Here is a 5,387-nt window from a genome sequence, read left to right on the forward strand (position 1 = left end):
CGAGATTCAGCAAGCCGATCTTGTGCTTGATGACATTCTGATTGAGACTAGCCATGGGGTTACTCCTTGGCGCTTGCGCGCTGTTTCGATAAAGATTCGCACCTGTATCAAAACGGGTAACCCCACCATTTGCAAGGTGAGACTGTCAGATCAAGTCTGAACTTCTACACTTAATTCCTTCTAGGTCTACCCATCAACTTCGCGGGGATTCAATCAATCATCACGTTCTAGATCGGCCTGCTTCCAGCCGAGGTCGTGTAAAAACTCGAAAACTTGGAGTCCGGTTCAGAAAAAATCCCACCGCTAGCTAAATCGCTATACCAAATATCATTCAGATACCCACCTAAAGCATATAGAAAGCCGAAAAATCATCTTGATTTCCCACTTCAAGAATCTGCTCTAGCGTTTTTATACAGCCTCAGCCAGAAGCGGAATTTTAAAGTGCTAGCAGCCTGTCGGACTTTCCTCCTCTGTGAGTGATAATAGCGAGGTTGAATTAATCGGGCCTCGTGGTATTTCCTGAATCGCCGGTAGAAGGATTCGCCTGTCAAGATCGAGAAGCTGTTGACCGACAATGGCAGCCAGTTCACGGATCGCTTCACCAGCAAGACCCAGACTCCGAGCGGCCGGATCAGCGAACTGGTCAAGCAGACCCGTTTTGCTAGTGCTGCTGAGTTGGCGACCGCCCAGCGCGACTACCTGATCGCCTACAATCACCACATCCCGTAGAAAGCCTTGGACTTCCTATCCCCGGTCGAGTTGATGAAAATGTGCAGAAAAAGAAACCGGAACTGTTCAAGAAAAGAGTTTATAAACAGATGGAACCTGACACCTAGGCTCAGTTGCAGATATTTGGATGCTTGGTTACTTTTGGAGATAAATGTTATTGGTCGTTGTGAGCGCTAGTTAATCTTTAAATGTCGATCAACATATTTAGGTTTGTGATGTATTTACACAAAGTACGATTTTTATTCTATTTGCTAGTGCATACAGCTTTTTTTTCAGCTGCTGCTGAGCAAATTTATATCAGGACTTCATACCAAGATAATAATATCTATAAATACAATACTGAAAATTCGCAGTCGCCTGGTATTTGTATTGAAATTATGCAAGCGGTTAAGAAAATAGACCCAGATATTGATTTCATCCCAACCACAGAGCCTATGCCACTGCTTCGTATTAAGGCAAATATGAAAATTGGCGACCTAGGTGTATTTTGTGGGCTCATTAAAAATGCCGAGCAAGAGGCTGATTTTACTTACTTCAATACTGTTCTTTATACGCTACGTTATAAAGTCGCGGTTGCCATTGACGACCCAATCAAGATTGATAGCTTTAATGATATTCGGAATGCTAGTGCGGAAAATAATGTCGTAGTTACTGCGCAAGGTAGCGGTTATGACAATTTTGTCGCTAAACAGGGAATAATGTCGATTGACGCAGGAGCTAAAGACTACGCAGCCAACTTTCAGAAAATACTGATTGGTCGTGCACGATTCTTTTATCAGTCGGAAGTAGGGCTTCGCTACAGCATAGAATCCCTTAAGTTGCAAAATAAGGTGAAAATATTGCCCACCCCTCTGCACTCTGAAGAGGTATTCTTTGTGGCCAGTAAGAAAATGCCAAAAAAAAGTTTCGAAAAATTGAGTAAGGCACTGGAAAATATAGACCAGCAAGGAGGGCTCGAAAGAATACGCATTAAATACAAACTTGATTAATTGTCCAATTCTGGTTGATTGATATTAATCCGGCAATATAAATAGCACACTGAATTCTCACAAATAATCCATTATAAACAATGACTTAAGAAATTCACACGCCACTCCCTATATGTGCTGTTTGATTGCCGGAGAAATATTCTTGTTGCGAGGGCGTCAACATCCGTAGCACGGCCGTATGGTACCGGGCCACGATTTTGGGGTTGTATGACAGCGAACCGCCCCGGCTTTCGTGGAGGCTGATTAGCTCAAGTCAGGCTGGTGTACCTGCCTGATGTGTTCGATTCTCGTTGAGTTTGCCGATAAGGAATTAAGGCAAATTTAGTCAAGCGGTGACTGCCTCCTTTGGGTTGTCTGCAGCCAGCCGCCGATTAACGATGGCGATAAATGACCGCGTTGGGGAGGTGTTGCGGCCAAGGAATGAGAACAACCTCTACCCTGCTCCCCGTGGACAAGAATACAGCCAGAAAGGAGGAGCCTATAAACCTCTCCTGGCCTGGACCGATTGAGCGAGAACTGGCAGCAATAGCTCGCAAGCGTACTGCAGTGAGTCGTCGTGTAAGTGATCGGTACTGGTGAGCCCGGGTTGTTATCTATGGTTTTGGATATGGACTTACTTGCGCCGACCAACAAGAGTCGACAATATGCTTTCAGTTTCTTGCCGGTCGGTGCTTATGTGCGGATATCAGCTTCTAAGCTTAGCATCCATTTGGATATTGTTTGTTATTCATAGAGCTAATTTCAGCTGGAGTAACTTTTTCCAAGATTGAATCGAAGCTTTCTGGATTATAGGTATAGCCACCTTTCCTCAGACTGGCGACCTTTGCAACTCCGACGCGTAAGCGCAAATGTTCTTCCGGCTCACATCGTTGGGCTCCATTTGCACTCGCCCCACCTGCTACTTGGTTAATTTCAATCGTGTTAAGTGTTTGTATCATTGTTACTCGCATTAGGTTGAATAGTGTCAATCCACTAAGGTAATCGGCGTCTAGTGAGGCCGATATATTAAGAGGAGCCTGGTGCTGATTAGTTCCGTGTGTCCAGTGTCACGGTTCAAATTATTCCGCAGGAATTGTGAATAACTGACTGCAATACCCTCTAAACGCCGTTCCTGCTGATAATTTGACTAGATTGCGCAATTAAAAAGCACAGCATCACCGGTAGCGACTCTCAGAATCCCTTGTGCCACCAACTAAACCCGCACAAGGGATAAAAATGTCAAAAGAAGACTTTGCAAGAGATGCTGCAACAGAGCTTGCCAGGGCAGCCCCGCCGATATCGGTAGGTGCCTACACACTGGCTGGGTTCACCCTCAATGAATGGGTAACGATTGCTACCTTTTTCTATGTGGTAGCTCAACTCGCTTTCCTTATTTATCGCTGGCGCCGTATTCCCAAGAAGGTACAGAAGGAGGGAAATAGCGAATGAGTACCAAGGCCCGCTTTATCGGGGCCGGCGCGGTAGGAGCGGTACTGACTGCTGCGCTATTGATTGCCCCGCATGAAGGTGAGGTGCGCAGTACTTACGCCGATCCCTTGGTGCGCACCGCTGCACATCCTCTTGGCATTCCCACCGCCTGCTTTGGCCAGACCGGCACCGACATTCGTATGGGCCAAACCTATACGGCAGAGCAATGCGCTCAAATGTTGGTTGGCGAAGTGCGTGAAGTCCTGCACCAGGTAGATACGTGTATGCCCGGTTTGCCGGCTGGCCCGCGTGCTGCCTTTACCAGCTTGGCCTACAACATCGGTGCGCAGAACCTGTGTAGTTACCGACTCGCTGATAGGGCTAGGCAGGGTGATTACGCCGCTGCTTGTCGTGGTATTGATTCGGTTGTGTATGTCGCTGGTAAGGACTGCCGAGACCCTGCCAACGGCTGTAGCGGCATTGTGAAGCGCCGCAACCAGGAGCGTGCCGTATGTGAGGGGAGGGCTGCCTGATGAAGCTGACCTACTCAAAAAGCCTGCTGCTGTTGGGCATGGGCGGGGTGGCTGCCTTTACGCTAGTAGGTTGTCCGACTTTTCGGGAAATTTCCCAAAAAGTCGTGACCGATGCTCAAACCGAGTCTGGCACTCCTGCTGCTGCTATTCGCCAGGATGATGGTTCCCTAGTTGTTGCGCGTGCTGCCATGACACCCAAGGAGGCCGGCCCCGCCCCGCATAAGCTGCCATTCGGTAGCAAAGAGCTACGCCGCGTCACTACCCGCCTCACGCCTCGCCCTGTAGTGGGTACTGACTTGGACGGCACACCTACATGTAACTGTGAGCCTGTAACGCTGACGACATCCTTGGTTGATGACGGTAAGGGTGGGCGCCGTGTCGTCCAATCCGCGTTAGGTGCGGATATCGACACTGCAACTGACACCCCGCTGATACTCGACACCCTAGGAGCGAAGCCCCGCCCCTGGAGTGCAGGCCTATCGTATGGACCGATAACCCAAGAGCCCGGTGCGTGGATAGCGCGAGACCTAGGGCGTGTACGTACCCGTTTAGACCTGATTGCGCGTCGTGGTGAGGTAGAGCCACGTATTTCCATTGGATGGGCTTGGTGATGGCAACCAGTAAAGGTACTGACTGGGAGAGCATGGAAGCCGACTACCGCGCTGGGATGCTGTCTGTACGTGTGATTGCCAAGAAGCACGACATATCGGAATCCATGGTGCGCAAGAAGGCTGGTGCGCTGGGTTGGGAACGGGCACTGGCAGACAAGGTGCGTGAGGCTGTAGAGGAAGGACTAGTACGCACAGAAGTGCGCACCGCCAACACGCAAGGTGCGCAGTGCGCACCTGCGCACCAACGCCCCCCCAAACCAGCCAACCCCGCCCGTGACCGCGAAATCATTCAGGCTGCCGCCGCTACCGGTATTGCCGTTGTGCAAGCTCATCGCCAATCCATCCACGCCGCCCGAAGTATTTGCGGCTTGCTGCTGAATCAGCTTCACGACGCCAGCCAGGACATCGAGGCGATTGAAGACGCCATCCTTACCGAGACCCAAGACGATGCAGGCAATCTACGCCGCAACCAGATGATGAAGGCCGTCAGCCTATCTACCCGCGCTGGCACCGTGCGTGACCTATCTACTGCCCTGAAGAACCTCGTCACCATCGAGCGCCAAGCATTCGGCTTGGATAGAGGCGATGACGATAAGAAGAAGGCTACTCCCATGATGCATATCCACGCCACCACCAACCCAGCCACCCCAGTGCAAATGGAAGAACCGAACGAATGAGCGAAATCCATTACTACCCGCCTGGACCCGTCGCTAGCGCGTTTATGAACAGCAAGGCGTTTGTACGTGGCCTGTTAGGGCCGATTGGCTCGGGTAAGTCCGTTACCTGCTGCATGGAAATCATGCGCAGGGCTTGTGAGCAGGCGCCAGACATCAACGGCAGGCGTCGCACCCGCTGGGTAATCATCCGTAACACCTATCCCGAGCTAAAGAGCACCACCATCAAGACTTGGCTCGAATGGTTTCCTGAAGAACACTATGGCCGGGTGAAGTGGGATGTACCTATCACGCAGATGATTCACTTGAACCACGACGTGGAAATGGAAGTGATCTTCCTGGCGCTGGACCGGCCCGACCACGTCAAGAAGCTGCTTTCGCTGGAAGTGACCGGGGGCTGGATCAACGAGGCGCGAGAACTACCCAAAGCCATCTTGGATGCGC

General features: G+C 50.5%; 7 protein-coding genes and 1 pseudogene. 7 read left to right on the plus strand and 1 reads right to left on the minus strand.

Annotation, left to right across the window (positions count from 1 at the left end):
• Window positions 1–543: 543 nt before the first annotated feature.
• Window positions 544–836 (plus strand): annotated as a pseudogene (locus CSQ89_RS23920) (IS481 family transposase); the annotation flags it as partial.
• 81 nt (window positions 837–917) lie between these two features.
• Window positions 918–1,718 (plus strand): substrate-binding periplasmic protein, encoded by an 801-nt coding sequence (locus CSQ89_RS19590; protein ID WP_099407719.1) that lies wholly within the window; start codon window positions 918–920, stop codon window positions 1,716–1,718.
• 698 nt (window positions 1,719–2,416) lie between these two features.
• Here the strand turns inward: CSQ89_RS19590 and CSQ89_RS22245 are convergent.
• Window positions 2,417–2,656, minus strand: coding sequence for a hypothetical protein (locus tag CSQ89_RS22245; RefSeq protein ID WP_139023156.1), 240 nt, complete (start codon window positions 2,654–2,656; stop codon window positions 2,417–2,419).
• A 277-nt stretch (window positions 2,657–2,933) separates the two neighbouring features.
• Here CSQ89_RS22245 and CSQ89_RS19595 point away from each other — a divergent pair, with 277 nt between their 5' ends.
• The 5 genes from CSQ89_RS19595 to CSQ89_RS19615 form a co-directional block, all read left to right on the plus strand.
• Window positions 2,934–3,146, plus strand: coding sequence for a hypothetical protein (locus CSQ89_RS19595; RefSeq protein ID WP_099407720.1), 213 nt, complete (start codon window positions 2,934–2,936; stop codon window positions 3,144–3,146).
• A complete protein-coding gene (locus tag CSQ89_RS19600) occupies window positions 3,143–3,658 on the plus strand; it encodes a lysozyme (protein ID WP_099407721.1) in 516 nt (171 codons plus the stop codon). The genes CSQ89_RS19595 and CSQ89_RS19600 overlap by 4 nt, the downstream gene beginning before the upstream one ends.
• Window positions 3,658–4,269, plus strand: coding sequence for a hypothetical protein (locus tag CSQ89_RS19605; RefSeq protein ID WP_099407722.1), 612 nt, complete (start codon window positions 3,658–3,660; stop codon window positions 4,267–4,269). The genes CSQ89_RS19600 and CSQ89_RS19605 overlap by 1 nt, the downstream gene beginning before the upstream one ends.
• Complete coding sequence (locus CSQ89_RS19610) at window positions 4,269–4,946, plus strand: hypothetical protein (RefSeq protein ID WP_143747107.1); 678 nt, start codon at window positions 4,269–4,271, stop codon at window positions 4,944–4,946. Before CSQ89_RS19605 ends, CSQ89_RS19610 begins: the two co-directional genes overlap by 1 nt.
• The coding region (locus CSQ89_RS19615; RefSeq protein ID WP_233203344.1) for a terminase large subunit domain-containing protein at window positions 4,943–5,387 on the plus strand (445 nt) is incomplete at its 3' end. The genes CSQ89_RS19610 and CSQ89_RS19615, both read left to right, overlap by 4 nt.

The sequence above is a fragment of the Chitinimonas sp. BJB300 genome (genome assembly GCF_002735695.1).
Classification (GTDB): Bacteria; Pseudomonadota; Gammaproteobacteria; order Burkholderiales; family Chitinimonadaceae; genus Chitinimonas.